1 protein-coding gene (cut by both window edges) is annotated in these 24,178 nt (G+C 64.4%); it reads right to left on the reverse strand.

All 24,178 nt of this window come from inside a single coding sequence — locus K8O92_09045, alpha/beta fold hydrolase, on the reverse strand. Of the gene's 42,180 coding nucleotides, 4,250 precede the window and 13,752 follow it; the stretch shown corresponds to coding positions 4,251–28,428, spanning codon 1,417 (partial) through codon 9,476 (complete); the first complete codon in reading order (the gene reads right to left) occupies positions 24,175 to 24,177. The start codon and the stop codon both lie outside this window.

The raw sequence follows: 24,178 nt of genomic DNA on the forward strand, positions 1-24,178 counted from the left end.
GACCGTGCACTGGGGCTTGTCCGGGTGGTCGGCGTACTCCGGCCGTCGGCCCAAAGCCTGCATCTTCGACTGGACATGGTGCAGCGCTTCCTGCAACAGCGCCTCCCGGGTGAGCCTGCGCCCGAACCGCGCCCGTGACCAATGCTCTTCCAGATACGCCCCGAGCTCGGTCGCCGCCTCCTGCGCCGCGCGGTGGCCATCCGGCGCTCCGCTCACCCCGTCGAACACCGCGGCAACCACAACCGGCTTCCCGCGGCGGGTGAACTCGGTGACCACCATCGCGTCCTCGTTGCGGTCGTGGGAAGCGCCCCTCTTGCTGACCCCCGCAGCGGACCGGGATTGCCCGGCCAATCGCTCGGCACGCTCGGGTTCGTCGAGTTCCTCGACCGGTCGGCCATTCTGGTCGCGCAGCCCGTGTTTCGGTCCGAAGGCAGAGTCGCCGCCATTGGTCGATCGCGTCTCCGGGGCCACGTTCTGGGATGCCGATTCCAGGCGGCGAGCCGGATACCGCGCCAGCGCGATGGTGATGTTGCCGAATTCTGCGTTGGCCCGAGCGTGGTCGACCGATGCCCGCGCCGCGCCCGCCCGATCACCAGCACGCTGCCGGACGATCGCGCCGATCGCGTCCGGCAGTGTGCCGGCCAGCCCTTCCGTACCGGCAACCACCGTGCCGTGCTCGGGGATCCGGTGGCTGCGAACAGTGACAGCGCCGTCGCCGTGCCGTCGCCCGGCTCCGCGGGCGGCCGGTTCGGCGACCGCCGAACGCACCGGGGTCAGTGGGCGTGAAGGGGAGTCGGGTTCGGTGGGAACGAACAGCACCTGGCTGTCGCCGATCGCACTGGTGGTGATCCGGTCTTCTTCGACTAGAGCGAGGGCAAGCGAGCATTCCAGCCCGGATTCCGCAACTACCGCCGACCGCTGCGCCGCGTCGATCGCGCCGGCCACCGCCTTCTCCGGATCGAAGCGACGCCGCCGAATTGCGCGCTCCAGGTGAGTCATCGCCTCATCTCGCGCCGCCGCGGCGCTGTGGGCCGAGCCGCCCGCCACGTTGAGCACCAGCACAACCTCGACCGGTTTTCCGTTGCGTCGCTGCAACACCGTGGCCGCCATAGCGGCCTCGCTCTCGGCCGGTGCACCTCCGTTGTCCGGTGGTAGCGCGCCGGCGTCGGCTGGGCGTAGGGCGCGTCCGCGTGCGGGGTCGGGGTCGGTGTGGGGGTTGGCAACTTGCAGTTGGTGTTGTCGTGATTCCAGGGTGCTGGTGCCAGTGAGGCGGGTCAGTTGCAGCGCGTGTGTGGTCTCCGGTGTGAAGGGTGGGTTGTCGGGGTCGTAGACGGTTTCGGGTTGTCGTGCGTGGCGGTCGTGGATCCAGATGTGTTCGCCGTCGTTGTGCCACAGCGTGAGGTGTCCGATCGGTTCGCCGACTGGGCGGGCGTTGACGAGCATTCCGGCGCCGGCTCCCAGGTCGGTGAGCAATTGGGCTATTTCGGTGAATCCGCCGTCGAACCGTTGGTGGTGGGCTCCGGCCAGCCACGCTACTGCTGTTGGGGGCACGGGTCCTGTCACGTCGACTGGTTGTTGGACGTCGAATCCCATGTCGCGGGCGTCGGCGAAGGCACCTACCGCGCAGACGGGGTGCACAGCGCCCTCCGAGGAGTGAGGAACATCGGCGGCGTGTGGGTTGGCCGGTGGTTGTGGCGAGCGTCCCTTGACGACGTTCTTCTCATCGGGTCGGCCGAATGCCGTGCGCAGCCTGTCGCGGGCTTCGTCGAGCAACTGTCCAGCGTAGTCGGTTGTGATCCCCAGTGAAGTGGCCACGTCATCGAGCGACTCGTCCTCCATCAGATGGAGCACTATCTGCTTCGTGAGGTTGGGCTGGGTGAGATCCGACAACGCACTGTCCAGTGTGTCCTCGAATTCCACGTCATAGGATGCAGAAGAGGGCCTGTCCTCGTTCGTGAAAACCGAATGCGCCCTGACATCGTGTCGGCTTGTTCCGGATTCATCACCAATCGGTTCGTCCAACGACCGCACCCGCCGCGCGAGCAAGGTCCTCGCCTCGGTAACCTGGCCTGCGGTTAGGTTCGTGGCCTGCTCAATCTCGTAATTGTCGGGTTCCCGGCCGGTCTCATCGACATGCCGGTTTATATACGCGGACACCGCGCGGAGCATCTCGGCAGTTTTTTTGTCATGATCCGGATCTCGGGACTCGGCGTAGGCTCTGCGCATGGAGAAAAGCGCATCCGCCAATGACAGGGCGCGCAAGTTCGTACCGGGAGTGGCGTTGCGGATAGCAGAGAGAATCATCTCGTTGCCGCGTTGCACGAGATCTTCGTGCTCCCCGGCATTCCGCCATCGTCGGGCGGCGACTTCAGCGATCCAAGCATATTTTTCGAATAGCTGATCGCGAGCTGCCGCTTCCTCCTGTGATCCGACCGGGGCTTCGATGTGCTTCCATATCAAGTCGTCGTCGGTGGTGTGGCCGACAATATCTCGACGCTGATAATAACGCAGCACGGCTGCTCTCATGCTGTCTCGAGGTATACCCAGATTGTCGCGGATTCTACGCAAGTAGGTAAGGAGCGGCCTGTGTCCATCTGCACGCAGGTAATATGCGAGCTTAGCTACTCCAACTTGTGCATCGAATTCGGCTGCAGTCATTCGACGGTACAGCCGCTCTGCTTTGAGCCAATCGTTCACAGAATCGTAAGCCGCCGGATCCGGGTCTGTTTCGCCTGCCGGATCCATCCGGTATTCGTATCCCCACGCTTCGGCAAGCTCGTTCCAAGATCCCGCGCGGTGTAAAACGTGATCGTAGACCTTCAATATCTGAAGCTCTCGACTCCTTCCTATTTGGTTCTCATAGTCGCTCAGCGCGTAGGCTCGGATGGCAAATATCGACGCGGTCTCCGTCTGGGACAAGTGATTGACCGCGCGGAAGTGGAGGCTGTACTCCCCGAATGATCCGGCGACGGATGGGTTCGGGTATCTAAGAGTCGTCCTCCCCAGATGGACATAGCATTCGGCAATTTCGTCTTCGATGACTCCGTAAGGCGGAGGTATTGTGGCGAGCAGCTTTTTTGCGACATCTCCAGACGGGCGGTCTCGGCCCTTCTCGATCTCATCGTAGTAATAAGATGAAATTCCGGCCGATTGTGCGACTTCTGCCTTGGTGTATGTCTCGAATCCAAGGAAATCGCGGGCGGGCTCGAAGAAATCCTTGATACGTTCACTATGGTATCTACGGCAGAACGCCAAGTATTCTCCGATATGCGCATAGCCTTCAGGGTAAGCCGGCTCACCATCTGCTGTCAGCAAAGCGGGATACATTTGTGCCACTTGCATGTAGGTCTCGCGCGCGCCGGGTACTCGGCGCAGGAGGGCTCGGACATGAGTGATCTTTAGCTGCCGGCTTCCCTCTTCTGCTGCTTTCCAAGTCCACGCGGCGTCGATCAGTTCGTCCAAGTGGTGGTGCGGCACGCCGAGATACTCGCGCACTTTGCGCATCCATATCGTCGGGTCATTGCCCTCGGGGCGGGGGAACTGTGCGCCCGGTGCTGATGCGAGTTCTGTCGAGTCGAGTTTCGCGTTGGCCAGCCACCTGTCCACCTGGGATGGCAGCAGGTGGTGCATCTTCATGTATTCGGCAAAGCTCTGCCGTGGTTGTCCGGACTTGTCCGCCAGTCGCCGCCGGAACCATCGGATGAATCGCTGCTCCTCGGAGGATGTGGGAGGGCTCGCCTTCGGCGAGTCGAGTCGTGATTCAGCGACCTGGCCCGAATCATGTTCGTTGGGCGCAACTCGACCGGCGTCATCGTGCGATGGATGCGGTCGTTGTGAGGTATTGCGTACCGGTTCTTCTCGGGTGGGAGCGGGATCGGCCTCCGCATTAGAGGCCGCAAGGTCGGCATCCAAGTTGATGCTGTTGTTCCGTGCGGCCTCTACCAGGTCGGACTCCGGACCTATGCCGAGCTTTCCGCGGATTCTCCGCACATAGGTCAGTACAGTGCCCTTGGCTATTCCGAGCTCCGTTGCGATCTCGCCGTATCCGGCGCCCATCGCAATCCGCCTGAGCACATCGACTTCACGCTCGGACAATTCGGGCGGGCTCGGCTCTTCCGGGTCGGGGATGTCCATGCCGCGACGCCGGGCGGCTTCCATCAATGCTTCCCGAGTCGATGCTCCGAGCTTCCTGTGTACCTTCTGTCGGTAGGCTCCGACGGCTCCGGGCGATAACTCTAGATGCTCGGCAATAGAGGCATTCGTCATACCTCTGGCCAGTAATTCGAGGACCACCGTTTCGCGCTCGGATAAAGTTGTTTCGACGCCGCTCGGATCACCCCACCGCGACCACTCGGAGCCATCGACGTCGAGGATTCCTTCCCGGAGCGCGACCGAAACAATTCCGGCTCGATCGCGAATCCCGAAAGCCCGGCCGACTCGGTCCATGATTCCCTTCACGTTCCCGGGGGAGATAGTTCGGCTCGTCGACGCCGTCATCGTCTTCGCGATCGCCGCGCCGGTGAATCCTTTCGCCGTCAGGATCAGGACGGTCCTGTCGTCGGTCGATAGTGCGATGGGATCCTTCTGTGTAAAGGGAAAATCGAGAATATTCAGAGACCCTCTGCGTGTGGCCTCCGCTACAGCCGCTGCTTTGTTTTCTGCCCTGAATTTCGTGACAATCCCATCGATCACTTCCATTGCGGTTCTCGGAGAACATCCGACCGTTTCCGCAATTTCTGTGGCCGTCAACCCCTGAGCCAACAGCTCGAAGAGTTGGGTCTCGTTCGGGGTCAGCTTGTCGTCTGTGTCGGGAACGCCACGCTCGGCGGCGACCGATCTGGCCAGACGCCGTATCGCACCGGATACCAAGGTTCGTGTCGCGACATCCCCGAGCGGCTTCGTCGGCTCCGCAACCGCGTTCAGCACGTGTGCTGTCTCGGTTTCCGAGCGGCCTTGCTGATATCGAAGGACCACGGCTGCTTGCTGGACCGGCCGAAGTCTATGGAAATGAGCTGCGAAGTCCTCATTGGACGCTTGGAAAAGCGCTTCGACGACAGGGTCGGACTCCTCAACACCTTCGAGATCCGTGTATGCCGCGGTGACGGCCTGCTTCAATTGCCGCAGCACGCCGTCGATGCCGCCAGCGGGCATCCCCGGCGCGGCCTGGAGGGCTGGGCGGCCACCCGAGGACTGTTCACCGGACGGGGCGCGGGAATCTTGTGCCTGGTTGTCGGGAGGTGATGCGCCGGCGTCGGCTGGTCGCAGAGCGTACCGACGTGTCTTGTCCGGGTCTACGTGGTCGGTCGCCTGCTCCGCTCGGTGCCGTCGTTTCGGGTCGTCCCACGGCACGCGGTCACCGGGGATCTCGTCGTTGTCGATACGTCCCAGGTGCTGATTCAGCATGTGTTCGGCCCGGTTCAGGCCGGCGGCGCGGTGGCGTTCGGGGGCGAGGGGGTTGTGTCCGGGGTGATGGAACGCCATGTCGGCGTGCGGCTCGGCGACTGCGGTTCCTCCTGTCGGATGCGTGGTCCCACGCTGCGGGGGTGTCTCGGTGGTTGTATCGGTTGAAACAGCCACCGCGGGTGCGGTCGAGCTGCTCTCCTGCGCCGGCCGTTTCGTTTCACCGGCTGGGGGCTCGCTGTCCGCGTGTGGCTCGGTGCGCTTCCGCGCAGGCGGCGCGGCATCCGGCAGTGGTTGCCCAACAGCGATTCCGGTGAGGATGACGCCGCCGTCGACCAGGAATCGACCGTTCAATTCGGTCAGTGGCTGGCCGTCGAGAGTGGATCGGTTCTCGACGAGCAGCCGTGCGGTGAAGGTGCCTGCATCGAGATCGAACGTGATCAGTGCGTCTTCGAAGTCGAGCGGGCGGTGGGTCAGCGGGTACCACGCCTTGTAGACGCTTTCTTTGGCGGAGAACAGCACTCGGTCCCAGTGAACGCCGCGGTGCGTACCGATGCGGCCGAGCCAACGTTGCTCCTCGGGCAGCGCGATGCGATTCCGCAGCACATCGGAGATCGGCTCGTTGTGCGCGGCATCGATGCCGATCGATCGATGGTGCAGAGATACCGCGGCCACGTAGTAACCGGTCTTCTGGGTGAGGGTGAAACCCAGTGTGTGGCTGATACTTCCCACGATGCCGGGCTGCCATAGAGGCATTCCGCCGGGCACGTTCCCCCCCGCGCGCAACACCGGTTCGACCGGCACGCCCAGGCGCGCCAATGCCCGGTGGGCGCACGTGCGTCCGTACACGATCTCGCGTTCGCGCACCCCCTCCGGATCCGACTGGATCGCCTCGATAAGCACCTGTTCCTGTGGCAGTAGCGCAGCGGTGGGGTCCTCGCCGATGATTTCGGCTGTGGCCACCTCGGCGGGCAAGCCGAGACCCTCGATGATCGTCCGTCCCACTGGAGCGCGCACTTGGCCGGGTTCGACGGCATTCGTCCCGGCTGTTCGCGCGTCGAGTTCGTGATATGTGGTGGTCGCCTCGATCAGGTCGTGGAGTTGGGCCGCGCGCCGACGGTCGGCGCGCTGCTCGTCGGTCAGCTCCGACCGCGGCACACCGGCCAGCGGTGCCAGCTTGGTCCGCAACTCGTTGAGTTCTTCCCGCAGCTCGACGATGCGCAAGGAGCCCGGTTGAAGCTCTGCTGGATTGATCGACAATTCCTCGGCAACGGAGTCGCGACGTCCCCGTATCTGCTGAACCAGATCCCGGTCGGGAGTGACCCCCGCCGCGTCTCGCCCGTGGACTGGGGTCGTTTCGTTCGTTTCGGGACCGAGCTTTTCGGCTGCGCCCATCTGCTCCGCGTCATCGACCGGGTTGTCGGTTGCTCGATGGTCCGGGATTTCGGTCGGTTGAGTGGCGGGTGTCGGGGTTGGGCTGGTGTTCCGTTGCTTATGGTGTGGCTGTTGTAGGTCGTGGGTGTCGGCGATCTCGGCGAATCCGAAGTTGCGCAGGAGATATCGTGCGAAATGAACGGTGGTCGCGACGAAATGTGCCGAGAATTCGGCGGCCCACCACAACTCGTTTCCCCGTAGGTGACCGATCTCGACGAGGACATCACCCGGCATATGCTCCACGGGCACGGTTCGGTAGCTGAACGGGCTCGAGCCGGCGCATCGCGCGGCGACGGTGTCCGGGGCGGCGAGTCCGAAGATGTCGAGCAGGTCACCGTCGGGTGTCCGGACAGCTGTGTGGACGGGCTGCCAAACACCTCTGACCAGACTGTCGATCGCCACAATGTCCCAGCCGGTCATACAGTGCAGGGCGGCGGCCAGCCAGTGACAGTTGTGCGCGCCCAGCAACTCTTGGATCTGCCAGTCGAGTGTGTTCGCGGTAATTTCGAGCACCTCGTGGCCGTGATGGGTGGGCCTCCCCATGGAGAACACCAGGGTGCCATCGAAGTCGAGAAGGAATGGGGTTCGCCGCCAAGGTTCATCGGGGTCGTCGAGCGGGGAGGTTTCTCGGTGCGAGTCGTGGTGTGCCGGTTCGTCACCCTGCTCGTGCCGCCGACCTCCTCCGGGGACCCAACCACCCCCATCTATGTGGGTCTCGCTGAGTTCGTGCAGCCGTCTGCGCACTTGGCGCGGTTTTCCGAGATCCGAGCGGCCACCGTCCGAGTACGCACCGGCGCCGTCGATGTCGTTCCACGGAGGAACGCTCGTGTGCCCGATCAAACCTATGTGCTTCGTGGCTTGCCGTGGCTCGGAGCCGTCACGCTGGTTGGCCGAGCCCTCCGGTTCGTCGCCGGTCGGCGGTTTCCGGCTCTTGTGGCTTTCACCGGAAGCGTTTGGTGCCTCAGGATGGTCGTGGTCGCCGATGATCCGTCTTTGCTTGGCTACCGCCACGATCTCCGCTCGATCACCGCTGAGGCCGAGCTTGACGCGAATACGTTCGAAGCTGTAATTCACCTTGCTCCGAGGGACACCGGCGGCCTCGGCGATCTCTCCGACGGATAGGCCTGCCGCGGTCAGCTCGAGCACTTCGACGTCGAGATCGGACAGGCCATGCCCTCGGGGAGGCGTCGCCGGAGGCGGGGTCGGCCATCGGTTCCGACTTTGAACCGTCGTTCCCAACCCGGGAGTGATGGCTACATACCCCTCCACGCTCAACTGACGGTAAGCCTTCTCCACGGGGCCTCTCGACATATACATAGCGGCGCCGAGTTGCTCTGCCCGAGGCAGCATCCGACCGGCCAAACGATCCGACAGCACCGCTCGGCGCAACGCAGACAGGACCATCACTTTCAAGTTCCCCCCGGCTGCCTGCAACAACTCGCTTATCGGCGCCTCCTCCGTAAAGATTCCCAGCATCTCTTCAGGAGTAATCGGCGAAGCGACCTCCGATGGCGGAGTAGCAGGCCATTGATCGCGGCTCGCTACCTTCGTTCCGACCCCCCCACGGTGGACCACCACATAACCCTCGCGGGAAAGCTGCCGATACGCGCTATCGACAACGTCTCTGGACGAGAGGCCCAAGTGCTTGGCCAATGCGTCATCGACAGGCAGCAAACGGCCTGCGGCCAACCGACCCGACAGGATCGCCGCCCGTAGCGTCTGGGTCAGCGCGGTCTGCCAACTGATCCGGTCGGCAAGCTCCACCAGAGTCGCGTTCGGCGCTGCTGCGTCGAGACTGTCCAGCAACTCTGCCGGGCTTACCGGGAGCACCGCGGCGAGAGCGTGGACGGCGCGGCGCCGTAGCGACTTGGCAGCATCAGCCGTACGGTTGGCGCTGATCGCGGCCGTCGCGTCGGCAACCGTCAGATCCTGCAGGAAACGGAGCTCGAGGTACTGCTCGTAGTCGGGGTTGCCGAGTTGTCGGATGGTCCGTCGCAGCCGTTTGAGCTGGCGCTCGTCCCCATTGGCGGCCGCGTCCAGAGCCGCCTTGGCCGCTGCTTCGACCGCCAGCAATGCCTCGCCGGGGTTGGTGCTGGTGTCCCGAGCGTCCTTCGGATGTGGTTCGCCCCAGAATCGGTCATCGCCGTTGCCATGGTGGTGGAATTCGAGAAGGTGTTGGTTGAGGTTTCGTTGTTTGTTCGCTCCGATGCCGTGTGGGCGGTGTGGGAAGTGGGCGTCGATAGGGTTGGGGTCGACATGGTGGAAGAGTTCTACCCCCGGGGGTAGCGGATTGGGTGGGAGTCCGCCCGAGGTGGTTGACGGTTCAGCCACCTGGCTGGGCGGACGCACCTGCGGCTGTGCCGCCTGCTGCGGCGGCAACTCTGCGGGGGCTTCCTCCCGAGGAGATCCGGGAGCGCGCGTAACGTCGAATGGCGGAACCATGGTGCCGTCCGGTGCCACTTCGATCCGAATACATACATGCCCCTCATCGCTCGTGAGCATGATGTCTCGGCCGCCCCAGACATCCCCTGTGAAACCTTGTTCGTGCAGATAGTTCGACAGCAACCGGTGTGCGTCTCCGGCCGCCGCGCTGCACCCGACCAGCAGCAACTGACTTCCCGGGTGTTGGGCGGAAGCGGTTTGGAAGTAACCACTCGACCATACAATCCGGCCGAATACGATTCCGTCGACGAGGACTCCCCGACGCTGCCCGGTCTGCCGATCTTCGATATTGATCAGATAGCCGTTTTCTTCTGCGTGCGCGAACAAGAAGATCGGCTCAGAATTCGTATCCGCATCGAAGTACGGCGCTTTCTCGGGCTGCGGGTCCTCAGCCCACTGCGATGTCGGAGCTATATCCGGCATTCTTGTTGCCACATCCGACACCGGCCAGACGGGTATGAATTCCCGGTTTCCGGGCCTGTTGTCCGTCAGGCCCCACGCTCGGATCTCATCGGCATTTTGCTCGTCCCCTGGAAATCCTGCGCCGGAGACCTTCCCGTCGGACGAAGACACGGGAATGATCCAAATATCGTCGAACCCGAACTCGATGTAGCCACCATTATCGTCCCAACCGTAAAAAGGAGCCTGCGGTGACGAGCCGGAGTCGACCACCCCGGTGTCGGACAGCGCTGTTTCGCCATACTCCGCGTGAATTTCGGCTTCCCGGGCAATTATGGTTGTGACGGCATCTACGGTGCGGGCTTCCGGTTCCGCGGGCGCAGTCGCATCGATCTGCTGCGCCGATACGCCGCCCGGCCGGCCTGCCGACATGGGTGAGTGGGTGGGCTTGGAAAACGTCACATCGACGATGAGGTGCTCCCCGACGGGGCCGATCAGATGGTTGACGGTCACCTCGGTGAATCCCATGCCACCGGCCATCTTGCCGGTGAACGTCCGGCGTGCCGCATCCTCGGGGGAAAGCCCCAGATCCTGTCTGTACGCGTTGAAGGTGTCGATATTGTCGGAGAACCTGTCGCCCACCGACCATGGAGCACGGATCGCACGCACGTGGGATCCGATTTCGGCCATCAAATCTCGGAACATCTGTTGGCCCGAAGGCGTGCCCTCTGCCGCGCCGATCTGGAATAGGAGGACACCCTCCTGATCCACCCATCCGTGGATGCCGTCGTTCTCGCCGGCGCGGTAAGTGTTCGAGTACGTGGCGATCGCGACATCGGCGTGGCGAGCCAAATGTTGGGCGGGTGTTTCGGAAGCTGGAACGGGTTCCCGGGGGAAGTAACGGTTGCTCCACACCTCACGTGCCTCGGCGCGGGCCGATTGCGGCGCTCCCCGCGAGCCGGACACCTCGGTGGGATACAACTTCGCCAAGGTCGACCATTCGTTTTCCTGCAACGGTCCGTCGATGGTGCGGGGCCGATCGAAGTCCAGTGCCGTAGCCGCGCGGGTGGGCCGGTCGGGAATGCCGTCGGGAAAGTGCTCTGGGAACCTGTCGGAGTCGTGCCGGCCGAGCAGTCTGCCCAAAGCCTGTTCCGCCTCGACGCGATCCGCCTCATCCACCGGCGAGTACACCAGTGCACGCGTCTGCTCCGTAGCGCCCGACCCTGGTACGAATTCGTGAATCATGCCGTCGTCGGTATTCGGATCGCGCACTTCGATGACTCTGCGGCCGTCGTACACCAGCGTTCTGGCGCGGTCCACGCCATCGATGCGCTCCAGTACCACCGCGGTCTGTCCGGGGAGTCCATCCCGCATCAGCTGCTCGGCGATCTGGTCGGCCGAACCGACGTCGCGCAGCTCGGCGCCCGCTGTGTCGAGTGCCGCGTGTGCTTCCTTGGACAGCGCGCTCAGATCCCGGGGCGCTTGGGCTCGACCGTCGCCCTCGGCCCTGTCGCCGCGCTCAGAACCACGCGCACCGGTCCTGAGTGAGTCCAGCGGTTCGGATCGTCCGCCTCCCCGAGGCCATCCCCCGCCGGTCGCGTTCAGTTCGCCGAGCTGCTCTGCCCATTCGTGTCTCGGTCCCGGTGTGCGGCCGCGGTCGGACGCCCTGCCGACGCCGTCGATGGGTTCTTCGGGGTCGGGGACGCCCATGGTTCCGATCAGGGCTGCGGACCGCGTCGATCGAGGCGAACGGTCCGGGGTCTGCGGTTCGGATGCTCTCGCATCCGGCTCCGCCGCTCGAGGCAGCCCGGATGCCTGCATCGTCCTCGACGGCACGCTCGGGTGACGGAAGAAGTGCGACCACGGAATGCCCGCGTGTTCCAGCAGCTCTCGCAGGTGCTGGTCCGGCGCAGACGCGTGGAATACGACGTAATCGATGTCGGCGACCGTGGCGCCATGCACCTGTGCCTCGATATAGCTGTTGGCAGTAAATCTGTCTCCGGCGTAGTCGCGGTCGATGCCCTCCAGTCCGAGATAGCCCAGTGTTCTGTGACCAGATGGGGTGGCGGCGAACGACTCGGGCTGGGGGTCGGTGACCTTGCTGGGGATCGCCGCGACCGATTTGGTGTCGCCGACGTTGGCCGTTGTTCGTTCCTCGACAGTGGTTTTGAAGACGATGTCGATGTCGCCGTACTGGGCGAGGGCATCGCCTGCCGTCACTCGATAGGACGGCGCGGTGCGAATGAACCCGTAGATCGGTCGTGACTCCGCTGGAAGGTCGGGTGGGTATCCGAACAAAGCCTGCTCGAGCATCGCACGGTCTGCCAACAGAGCCCGTCCGATCCCGCGTTTCCCGACGAAGTCGAATTCCGTTTTGAACCTGCCGGTTTCGAGGATGGCTCGCAACGATCCCGCCTTGGTCCGAGTCACGATCTCACCGTCGAATACCTGCCGCAGCTCCTCGGCCATTAACGCCCGGAGCCGATCCAGCGGTACTCCCAACTCGGCGGCGAGGGCGCCCATGCGACGCTCATTTTCGGCGAAACGTCTGGTGTAGGCTCGCTCTGCGGCGTCAGTGGTGCGCTGCTCGGCCTCCACGAGCAGTTCTCGCGCCCGCCCATCGGCAGCCTGCTCCGCATCGAGGTAGCGATGCCACGCTTCCAACGCCGCGTCGCTCGGCCTTTCGCGCGAGATCGGTGCAGCGGGGGTCGACGCCTCGTTCCGCCGGTGCTCCTGCTCCGGCGCGTTCACGTCGTCCGACTCGAGCGTTCGATGGTCGTGGGATGCGTGGTCGTCGAGATCGGAGGCAGGTTGGTCGTGCGCAATGGCCCCTTCGGCCGCCTTCTGCCCAATTCGACCCCAAGGAGTCGCTCCGAGAGTCGTGGCGTTGACCGCGGACTCGGGATCGCCCGAGGTTGCCTGCTCGGTGGGTGCTTTGTCGATGTCGGATGGGGTCGGGACGCGATCACTGCTCCACGGGGTTCTCTGTCGAGGCCCCGGCGCTGACTCCGTTTTACCGACAGGCGGATTCGCGAATCCGTCGCCGGATGCCTGCGGCGTCTCCGAACGGGCCCCACTGCCTTCCGCGGCGATGGAGTGGAGTTCTCGCAGAAGTCGCTCGATCGATTCGGCGACTGCCGGGTTGTGGAAGTGCGCGAGAGCGTGATTGCACGCAATAATGACCTCGTAGCCATCTCGCTCGTCGTGGAATTTGGCAATCTGCTTGTAGAGGGCTCCTATCGTGCGGGCAGCGTCATCCGCGGACTGTGAAGCGCCCAGGCGCGCTGCCGTCGCACTGAACGCTTCCTCTGCTCGGCGCAACAGATCGAACGCATACGAACCGTTGCGGCTGTGGGTCAGGTAGTGCTCGGCGACCCTGGTCAACGCGGGCAAGTAGGCTGCTGCCGCGGCGGCGAAAGCCCCATTCGAGCCGGTCTTCGCCTGCTCGAACGCCCTCGCGTCCGACGGCAATGACCGGAGGGCTCGGATCAAACTCGGGTCGAATTCGGTTTCCAGCCGGGCAACCAAATATCCATCGATGTACTCGGACCAATCCGTCCCGTCGTTTCTGGGTATCTCTTCGAGATGGTGAGAAAGGCCGGATATCTGCGCCAAGGCGGCGGCGGTGCGTCCGATGTGTTCGATGCGCGGGGTGAGATCCCGGGTTCGATAGACCTTCTCCGCGGACCATGGTATTTGCCCCACCGCACGTTCCATGTAGTGGGCCATGCGTCCCACGTGCTGGGGAAGAGTGTGCAGAAAGTTGAGTTCGCCGTCACTGTTCTTCCATCGCGTCGGTAGGTCACTGAAAGCATGCCTGGGCAAGGACCCCGCGACGTCGAACACCGCGCTCGCCGCGGCGTGCAGTTCCCTGGCTTCCGGCAGGCGGGCGGCCAACTCTCGCCCGACGTCGAACAGCGTCGCGTAGTCCCCGAGACCTCGGAGGGGGATGTCTTCCCAGACTCGACGGCTCTGCTCCCATACCAGCACGTTCAATGCCCGTGCCGTGCCGATCATCTCCGCTACGGGCGGCGGCTCACCCCGCGCGAGAGCCTTCAAGTGCGCGGTGCTCCTGGCATGCATATCGGCGATGAGCGCCTCCGCGTCCTCGACGTACAGCGCGGTCGCCCAATTCCGCAACTCCCAGTGGGAGGAGGTGAGCAGATCCGGTACCGGTGGCAGGTCGGTCTCCGCGCCGGTAGACGCACCACCAGCAGGCAGCGGCTGCCGATGTTCGGGAATGTCGTGGCCGGTTCGTCGTTCGTCGGTCGAGGGCGGTGCGTCGGATGCTGAGCGCTGCCTGTTGCGGACGCCGTGCACGGGATCGTCCGGGATGTCTTTGTTGCGTTGGACGGCCAGGATCGGGTTCATCCGGCGAGTCCGCCGGTTCCAGCCGGCGACACCGAGGCGGGTGGGGGCGAACGGGTCGTGTTCGCGGGCGCTGCGCCATGGGGTTCGAGGGTCGACGGGAACCTGGCCGGGTTGTTCCGGAGCGCTTGGACCCCACGGTGTGCTCGACGAAGGACCCTGCTCGGTGTTCTCGGCTCCCGCCCATGGCGTGGCACCGGGCGTGCGATGCGTCGGGAGCGCCGAGGCCTGTCCGGTGTCGGTATTCGTCGGAGCGGATCCGTCGTCACGTGCGGTCGCCGCGAGCCCGGATTTCGCGGTTCCGGTCTCGGTGGAGGGCGTGCCGATCAGTACGGCGGTGACGTTGTCGTATTCACCATTGGCGATGGCGTGCTGGACGAACAATCGCGATGCGCCGAGCAGGCTCCCTGACGATTCAGCCAGCTTCTGTCGCAGTGTGTCGGCGATTCGTTGTTCGGGTGTGTCCGCGCTCGACTCGTCTTCGTAGTAGATATTGACGGCCCCGTCCGAGAACAGCGCCACGAATCCGTCTCCGGGAACGTCGAATGACCTCGGATGCGGGTCACTCAACTCGATGTCACCCAGGTAGTCGTTCAAATTCGAGGCGAGCCAGGAGTGCCTCAGCGCGTGCACGGTCATCCCGAGGCTTTCCGCCAGTTCGACGATGGCCGGGTCGGGCGCGGTCAATTCGATCGCGGGGCCACCATCGTGGGGGATCCAGAACGCGGGTGAATCGCCGCGCGACAAAGTGATGAGCTTTGTCGGAGTAGCGACGGTCAGCACCAGTGTGGTGGCAGGCGGGACATCGGAATCGGCGTATTTCTCCGAGATCAGATCGCGAACGGCTCGGTGAGCAGCCTCGAGTGCCTTTTTCGCAGTCGCGGTAGGGTCCGGCCCGCCGCCGTTTGCGACGCGGCCCGCCGCATGAAGAACAGCCACGGCTGCTTCGGCGGCCGCCTGCGATGCCTCTTCACTGTGTCCCTGGCCGGACACACCGTCGGCGACCGCGGCCAGCGTCCACCGCTCGCCACCGACATCCGCAGTCTCGACCGCGAAGAAATCCTCGTTCGCGTTGTGCTGTTCGCCGGTTCGCCCGCCTCGGTCGCTCACACCGGCCGCCGAGACCAGATCGACTTCGTAATGATCCCGCCACTCGGCTGACTCGGATTCGTTCACCTGCGGCGGCGCGAGGCGCGGGTCAGGTATGCCACCCTGCGTGGATGCGGAAGGCGTGACGGCGAGGGGGTGCTGCGGCGGACTGGTCGTCGGACTCGGTGTGCTTGGTCCGGGTGACGCAGTGGTGCCCTCGCCTGGGCTCGACTCCGGAGGGGGGATCAGTACACCGTTCTCGTCGAACAGGGCGACCCAGGTTTTGCGAACGAAGGAGTCGAAACGAGTTGCCCCCATGGCGCGATCGATCGACTTCAATTGGGCTACAGCGGGATTGATCTGGATGACCGGTCCACCGCTGTCCTTGGTGAGTACCAGCACCCCGTCGGTATTGGCGACATACAGCGCTCGCACGATCGCTGTCGCTCTGGCGGGCATCTGGTCGATGAGGTCGTAAGCTTCGGTCAACGAGGTGAACTGGTGCAGGTTGTCCTCACCCACTGCCTGCGCGAGGTCTCCTCGGGAGTGGATCAGAGCCCCGTCTCGGACATCGGCGGGAATGGTGACGACTTGTCGTCCGTAGCGGTCGTTGACCACCTGAAACGCCAGACGCGCCTCTTCGGGCTGCATCATCGAGTCGGAACGCGCCTCAGGAGGCGTCCCACGCAGAGCCGCTGGGCCGGTGTGCCTCGGGGCCAGCGCGCGGCCCGCGCGATCGACCTCGGCCCGCAATTCGTCGCGTCGACGGGTCAGGTCGGCCACAGCGGCGGAGGAGAGGTCCGGTGCGGCCAGTCGATGTTCCAAGGCGAGCGCGCTGAGTTCCAACGTGAGCCAACGGTGGGCCAGTGCGTCGAGTCGATCGACCTCGGCGGCCAAGCGTTCGTGCTCGGGTGTCCCGGGCTGAAGTTGCCCGAGCTGGATATACGCGTCCAGCCGCTCGCGCGGTATGTCGGTCTGCGGCGGGCCGTCCTGCGCCGGCGCCGGAGGTACGACGGGCGACGCGTTCGCCGAAGCGCTGCCCGCCTCCGCCGGACCACGACGGCCGGACTCGATATCGCCCGGCTCGGTCTCGTCGAGCGCGGTTTGGAGTTGTGTGACGCGGGTGTCGGCGGTGCGGTAGCGGTCGAGGGCTTCGGTTGCCGCTCGGATTTTCCTCGGGAGGTCCGGGTAGATCTGTCCGTTTGCCGTGTTGTTGGCGTCTGTCAGCGCGGCCAGCCATTCTTTGGCTGCGTTGTAGTGGTGGACCAGGAGGGTGAGGCGTTCGCGGGGGAGGGTTGTGTTGGCCTGGCGCATCGCGGCCATCAACTCGTCGAGGTGGGCGAGGATGTTCTGAAGTTTCTGGTGTTGTGCCGCCTGGGCGTCTGTGTCCGGGGAGTTCGGGGTGGTGGTGTGGTGCTGGGCGGCGATGCCTTCGCGTACCAGCCGGAGGGAGTCCGCGTCGACGGTGGTCAGCAGGCTGAAGAACCCGAGGCTCGGTTGCGCCTCTGTTGGTGCGGCTTTCAGCGCGGCGATGATCTGCTCGATGCGTTGGTCGGCGGTCCGGTAGCGGTCCAATGACTGCGTCGCGTGCTGTTTTTGTTGCTGGAGGTCGGGGTGTACTTGTCCGTCGGTGGCGTGGTAGGCGTCGGTCAGGGCGGCGAGCCATTCCGCGGTGGCGTGGAAATGGTGGACCAGCAACCGAAGCCGATCCGGTGCGATGGTCACCTCCGTTTGCGCTAGCACCGCTTGCAACTCGTCTAGGTGCCCGAGCATGTCGTCCAGGCGTCGGAAGCGGGCTAGGTCGGCGGGTTCGGCGGCCGCGCCGGTGTCCAGGAGGGCGGCGTCACGTTCTGCTGTGATGCCTTCGCGAACCAATTCCAGCAGTGCGGAATCGACCGCCGCCAGCAACTGCCCCGCCGAGAAATCACCCTCCGGCGGCAGGGCATTCGCCGGTGCCTGTTGCCTGAGCCGATCATCGTTCCCCGCGGGCGTGGAGCGTTCGGTCCCGTGGGCCGGTGCGGTGGGTGACGGTAGGCCCGCTGCGGGCGGGCTAGGTGGTACGGCTTGCCCGTAGGGCCGGCCCAGCGGATCGTTCTCGTCGTGGTGGAAGACGCGGAGGTCGGGTCCCACCCGGCGGCCGAAACGCCGGTTCCGGACCGGGATATCGAGTACCGCGTGTGGATCGACGTCGTCGTGGAAATGCGGTTGCTCGCGTGGAGATGACGCCGCACCGCCTCCGGCTCGCCGGCCGGGCGTCGGAACCTCGCTGTCATCAAGCTGCTCGGACTCGGTCGCTTCCCTGGCTGGTTTGGTAAACAGCACCCGGACGTGGGAATAGTCACCGAGAGAGCCGATCAGTCCTTCGAAAGAGACATGGGTGAACCCGTAACGGGCGGCGATCTTTCCGGTGAAGGTCCCGCGCGCCGCATCCTCCGGGGACCACCACAGATCCTGGATCAGCGCGTTGAACGTGTCGAGGTTGTCGCGTTCTCCAAGACCGACCTCCCAGACTCCACGGATACCTCGCACGTGATGGCCTATCGCGTCCATCATGTGGCCGAACATCACCGTCCCGCTCGGCGTGCGTTCGGTTGCGTAGACGTTGGCTTCCAGCACTCCGTCACGATCGACTTCTCCTGCGATTCCTTCGGGAGGGTGGAATTCGTCGATGGGGGTGTTCAAGCCGTACCTGTTGACGTACCGGTCCAGCGGGGCCTGTCGGGCAGCCTGGCGCATCTGCTCGATGACCTGTTCATGGAACGCGCCCGCACCTCCGCTCAGCAAAGCGAACTGCTCTTGATAGACCTCGATCTCCGGCTGTGTCAGGCCGTCGGCATCGAAGGTGGCACCGCCGCGGCCGTCGAAGCCCAATCGCTGGGAGATCTGGTCGAGCACCTGCCGCACGTCGAAGTGCGCAGTGAGAGGGTCGGAACGCAGCCCGGCCTGTGGTTCAGCATTGTCCGGCGCACCCAGGTGGGATGCGGAGTGTGCCGATCCGCCCTCTGGAGTGGGCGCGGCGCCGAGGCTGGGCGGTGTCGCAGCGCGGTCGTCATGGACGACATCGGGTGCGTTCACCTGTGGTGGCACGAGGCGAGGGTCAGCTGCGCTGTCGGGCGAGGATGCGGAGGACGTAGTGGGGTGGGGGACTTGCTGCGGCTGGTCGTCCGCCTCGGCTGATTGCCTGCGTTGCTCGAGGTCTGTGATTATGGCGTCGACGAATTCATCGAGCGGCAGCGTTCGATCGTCGCGTCCGGTCAGGTTCAGCTGACTCAGCCCGCTCCGAAAATCCTGGTCCCAGAACGGGTAGATATTGAGTTCCACGACGGAGTCGCCGGACCTGTACACCGTGGGCTCGGCCAGCACATTGCGCAACGACGCGTGCAATCTCCCGCGATTTATCCGCGCCCGATGACGCAATCCGCGGTCGATATCGTCCTGTGCGACCTCTGCCGGGGCACCCAGATGGTTGTGCGGCGCGAGTGCTTTGGCGATCTTGGGGATGTCGCGAAAACGCACTGCGATAGCGAGCTCCCCTGGGACGTTCAAGCGCAGGTGACGTACTGGTTCGATGATCTCGGCCAGCCACTGCGGCAGCTCGTGAGCTTCCCGTGATTCGAAGGTCGAATCACCCACTGTCACACGTACAAGGCGATCACCCGGGCTACCGCTTTCCTCCACTACAACCCGAACGGCGCCGTCATGACTGTCCTCCAGGGCGGTCACCACACGCTCAGCGAGTTCCAGCCCTATGTCGTCGACCTTGTCGGCGGGCCAGTCGAACAGCAGCTCATTCAGCTGATCCCAGGCGTGCGAGCCCGCACGCAACCGTGCCGATTCGTCCCGGGCGTCACGACCTTCACGCACCGTGAACTGTGTGTTGTGGGCAGGTGGGCCGGTGATGGTGTCTTCGCGGGGGACTGGTTGCCGGTTCGCTCCGGCGAGCCCGGATGAGGGTTCGGGCTGGGGACCGTGTCCACCGACCGCCCATCCTTCCGGGTTCGAGCCGATGGCATGGACCAAGCCCGGGTCGAATCTCTGTCCGCGTCGCGGCGGCACCGCCCCTACGTCCCAGGCTTCCCGCCCGGGAGTGTCCGGTCCGTACCCACTGGGATGGTCCGCCATTGCTCCCGGATGCCCGGCGCGCGTGCTGGACCACCGAGCCGGATTGCTGGTTGGCTCACCACGTTCAGCCGACACCTGGCCGGATCGTGGGTCCGAAGGGAGCTGGGGAGCCGCCGGGGAGGCGGCTGGGGTTCCGGGGTCGGTCTGGGCCGTGCCCGGTGGGATGTTCCGCCGCACTTCGAACCAGATCGTCTTGCCCCCGGTGCGGACCAGGTCTACGCCCCACGCGGCGGCGATGTCGTCCAGCAGCCCGTAACCGCGGCCACGCATGCCAGGTTCTCGCCGACCCGCCATCAGCGCGTCCAGATCGATGGCATTCAGGAAGTCGTCCACGTCGAATTCGGCCGACGCATCGTCAGGGCTGCTTTGGGCGGTGTCCTTCAGAGCGGCGAAGTTGCTCTCCGGCTGCCACTTCGGCAAACCTCGGCTCTCGTCGGCGACCTCTACCCGCAACACGTCGTCGAACAACCAGTACCGGACCTCGGCGTCCCCCGCTTCGTGCACGTGCACATTGGTGACCAACTCGGTCACCGAAAGCTCCACGTCTTCGATCTGGTCGGTGTCCTGCCAGCCCGCGCCGGTCAGCACCTCGTGGGCGGCATGGCGCGAGGTCCCGACTCCACGTGGCACCGACTCGTGTGCGAATTTCAGCTTCACGATCGGGTCGGGCAGCACATTCGACGGGTCGTCCTGCCCGGGAGATTCGAAAAGCTTGAACCACCTCTTCCTTCTTCCTCCGTGTCCGCTGCGGGCGTGCTGCCCGAGGTGATTCAACTCGTAGCCCCAAGCTGCGGCGTTCTCGTCGAGCAAGGCTGTGAGCCGGCCCGATTCCGTCGATTCGCCGGGTGCGTCACGCACGGGCAGCGCTGGTTCGGACGCAACGTCGAACGTCGCGTCGAATTCCTCGATCACCTCGACTACTACCCACCGGTATCCCGGCTCTCCGAAAAGGCCGTGCCACACCCGTGTACGCCCATGAGTCGACGCCAGCAGCGCGGCCAGCATCGCTTCGGCGGCCTCGATGTGTCCGTCCGGGAAATCGGAGAGAGACGCACGGATCGGGGCGAACTGGCCCGCTACCGGATCATCGTGAGCCCTGTCGTCCTGTCCCGGGGCGGGGTCACCATCGCGTTCGGCGACGTAGACCTGCCGGATGCTTTCGGTGGCCCTCGCTATCAGGCCGTGAGCCGATTCCGTTCCGATATCCAGTCGCGTGCACATCTCGGCCAGCGAGATGTCCTGGATGAGGTAGAGCAGCACGGCGCGCCGCGCAGCCTCGGACAGGTCGGGCAGGGCTTGTCTCAGCTTCGCCGCGAAGTCGTCGTCCAAGAGTTCTCCCGAAGGGGAATGGGTGCCCTCGGGTGCCGCGATGTCCACCGGGGATGTGTCGTCACTCCCGTCTCGGTCGGTGCTGTGATTCGAATGATCCAGGAATACCGGTTTGCGCAGCTGGATCCACTGCTTCGCCCGCTTGACGACGGCGAGATCCAATCCGAGAGCCGCACTGATCTCGGCGTCATCCGGCTCGGCTGATCCGGGGACATCGGTACGATTCCTGATGTACGTATCCACGGTGTAGACCAGTTGGAAATCCTTCGAACCGAAGTTCGGATACATTTGCTTGTAGTAGGTGTATTTCATGGCCCAGCGAGCATTCGCCATGGCGGCCCGGGGGAATTCGCCGGGCGGAACAAAGGTACTGGCCGCCGCCGCGATGGCCTCGAGGGCTCGATGGACGAGGTCTTGGTAATCTTCTCTCGGGACTGTCCAATACCGAGGCGCTGCCTCCGCGATCCAGAGATATTTTTCCAGAATCCGGCTTCGAATCTCCCGCTCCTCGGGAGAGCCGGGGCGAGTCGCGATCAGGTCCCAGAGTAGGCGAGTATCTTCTTCCTCTCCGATTCCCACGTCCTGGCGGGCGTAGAATTGCTGCAAGGCCTTCACCAGAGTGTCGTTTGTGAAGGGTTCTCCCGGTAGTTGCTCGTCCAGACTCTCGAGAACGTCCCGAAGTTGCCGTAGAGCCACAACGCTCGGTGTGGTTCGCGTCTCTCGTCGTGCGACCGTGTTCTTCGTTATTCCGATTCGTGAGGCGAACTCCGACCGGCTCATTCCGTAGTAAAGACGTACCGCGGCCAGCCAATCGTGGACTGTCGGGAAAAATGCGGGGTCGGGAACGGTCTCGCCTGCCGGGTCCATACGGTAGGTGAGTCCCCACGCCTCGCCCAGGTCATTCCATCGGTCGACCCCGCGTTCCCGCAGCACACCACGGTAGATTTGCAGCATCGCCAATTCGTCTATCTCTGCGCCTTTTTTGAGACGCCCGATGTGCACCCGTGTGAGTCCGAAAACGCGCGCAGCGTCAGCGTCCTTTGTGTGGTTCACTCGGAGGAAATATCGGATATACTCGCCGAAGGAGGCGGTGGCACGCGGGTCAGGGAATATCAGGGTGGCCCTGGGAAGATATGTAAAACACTCCGCAAGTTCGTCATACGCGGCATTGTGCGAGAACGGCGCGTTTTCGGTGATGATTTGAACCGCTGCTGCCGGAGGCCAGATATCTCCTATCTCCCATTTCTCGACCGTGCCGCTCGACTTGCCTACCGCAGCAGCCAAGTCCTCCTTCGAGAGGCCGGATTCGGTGCGCAGGGATCGAATGTATCTCCCGATATCCGGATAGCCTTCAGGATATGCGGCAGCGCCGTTGCCGGTGAGTAGCTCCGGATAATAGGATGACGCATCCGCGTACATTCTCCGGGCGTGTGGCACCCGACGTAGCAAGGCCCTGATCTGCTCGAGTTCGAGGTCCCGGGTTCCCCGCTCGATTTCCTCCCAGGTGCCATGCGCCGCATCTACCAGTGCGTCCATCTCCACTGGTGCTACCCCGAGATATCGGCGCATTCCGGATAGCCACGTCGTCTTGTCGCCGTCGCCCGGCCACGGAAGCTGCCCGATCGGCTCCGCCGCGTGATTACTCGCCTCGATACCCGCTCGGGTCAGCCATCGTCGCACCTGTTCGAGCTCGAGGTGGCGCATTTCGACATACTCCGCCAGGCTTTGGCGGGGCAGTCCTGATCGATCAGCCAGCCGCCCTCGGTACCAGTCGAGGAAGCGCTGTTCTTCGGGAGCCTGACGCGGCTGCTCGATGTCGGTGGACGCGTGCTGTGTGACAGCCGTACTGGCATCCGAGATGGAGGTGGGCGCGGGGGAGTCGTCCGCGCGGGGCGACTGCTCCGCAGCATCCTGCCGCGGGAAGCTGGGCGGCTGGAAACCGATAGGCGGCGGGTGTTGTGGTTGCCGGGAGCTTTGGTCGGCAGGTGCGGCGGGTGGTCCGCGGGGGGTGGTGTCGGTGGTGTGGTCGGTGGGGGAATGAGCGTGCTGGTGTACGAGAGCCGCGACTTCTTGGAGCGGGTCCACGAGGGCGCGGAGGTAGTCTTCGGCCTGGGTGAGCGCGCTCTCGGTTTCGTGGGTCGGTTGGGTCTGATGTTCGGCGGCCGCTTGGGTGTACTGGACGACGACAGTCTGTACGAGCGGATGAGGGGACAAGGCGTAGAGGTCGTCTTCGGGTGAGGTGTAGTAGCGGGCGCTGCCCGGGTCGCCGTTGCGGGCCGAGCGGTTCTCGGCCTGGATGTCGATGTCGCGGGAGCGGGCGGAACGGCCGGTGACGATGACGTGCAGGCCGCCGAGTTCGCGGATGGCGTCGGAGATCGGGATGTCGACGCCGCGAGCGCCTTGCATGTTGATGACGAGGACTTTGCCGTGTTCGCCAGCGTGATCGAAGATCGCTTGCAGGTCGGCCTCGGCATCGGTGCCGTGATCGAGGAACCATTTCGCGTCGACGGCAGTGTGTGCGACATCGAGGTCGTCCAGGAGGGCGGACAGCGGATCGACGAGATCGTTGCGGTCGGCCAGGACCAGTTGCGGTCGGCCGGTTTCCTGCATGGCCTTGATATCGGCGGCGGCGGTCCGCAGCTTCGAGGCCTCGTCCGGGGAGATGCTGTCGGTGTGGACGATGAGCTGGGATTCGTGGAAACGGTCGATCTTGGCGACCTCGCCCATGCCGTAGCGCTGCTGTAGCTGAGTGGCGGAACCCTCGGCGGTGCCGGAAGCGCCGGTCACGTGGTCGTAGTTCTCCTGGCTGAACAGTTGCTGCGCCGTGATGGATTTCGAACTGGCGGGGTCGTTGCGGATTCGCAAGCCGTGTTCGGCCTCGATGGCTTGCGCGAGGCCGCCGTTCCAGCGGCTCTCGGAGGAGGTCTGAGGATCGAAGAGGACTTTGTGGGTGGTCTGATCGATGATGAACACCCTGTCGTTGTGCACGACGTAGTGCACGTTCTCCACGTATTCCCACCGGGCTGCGGCGGCCATGGCGATGCGGGTCGATTCGGTCTCGGTGGGCGCACGACCGAGCAGTTGCTCCAGCTTTTGCCTACCGTCCTCGGTCAGCCGCGCCGGTCCGCCGCGTTGGCCGGGGGTGCGCCCGAAATCGGCTTCGGTGAGCCGGTTGTCGCGCAGTGCCGCGGTGAGGAAATCGCGGGCATCGGTGACCTGGGCGGCGGTGGCGGCGTCGGCGAGCTGGTCGGCGCCGTCGGAGAGGATGTACTGGGTGTCGGCGTGGATGAGGGCTTCGTCGATCTCGTCGATCGCCGCACTGCGACCGGGAACCCAGTTGTCGCGTAGCGCGGCGAAGCCGACGTCCTGCTGGGTGCCGATGTAGATGGTGGGCCGGCCGGGTTCGGGGGGCCGAGGGGCGTGGTCGGGATTCATGCGGACGATATCGATGCCGTACTCGGCCAGAACCGCGACGTATCTGGCAACTTCGCGGTTGGCGAGGTTGTCACGGGTGGTGATGACTTGTACGGCACCGTGTTCGATGGCCTCGCGGATGGCATGGGCGAGGAAGACAAGGGATTTGCCCTCTCCGGCG

The sequence above is a fragment of the Nocardia asteroides genome (assembly GCA_019930625.1).
Taxonomy (GTDB): domain Bacteria; phylum Actinomycetota; class Actinomycetes; order Mycobacteriales; family Mycobacteriaceae; genus Nocardia; species Nocardia sputi.